The sequence below is a fragment of the Janthinobacterium agaricidamnosum NBRC 102515 = DSM 9628 genome, assembly GCF_000723165.1.
GTDB classification, from domain to species: domain Bacteria; phylum Pseudomonadota; class Gammaproteobacteria; order Burkholderiales; family Burkholderiaceae_D; genus Janthinobacterium; species Janthinobacterium agaricidamnosum.
In genome coordinates, this window is record NZ_HG322949.1 from 5,940,849 (window position 1) to 5,941,060 (window position 212).

Genomic DNA, 212 nt, shown 5'->3' on the forward strand with positions numbered 1-212 from the left:
ACCGGTCGTATCACCGAGCTATTGCAGCAGATCCGATTCGACAGCCGGGACGATCTGGAAACGACTTTGCTCAACTATTTAAAGCTTTACAACCACCACATTCCACAACGGGCCATCGCTGCAAAAACACCCATCCAGGCGCTCAAAGAGTGGCAGCAGAAAAAGCCAGAGCTATTTGTGAAGCGCGTTTATGATCAAACGGGACTGGACAA

General features: G+C 50.0%; 1 pseudogene (only partly in view). It reads left to right on the forward strand.

From position 1 onward, the window contains the following. Nucleotides 1-3: 3 nt before the first annotated feature. A pseudogene (locus GJA_RS28445) lies at nt 4-212 on the forward strand (IS481 family transposase); its annotated part runs 16 nt beyond the window's last position; the annotation flags it as partial.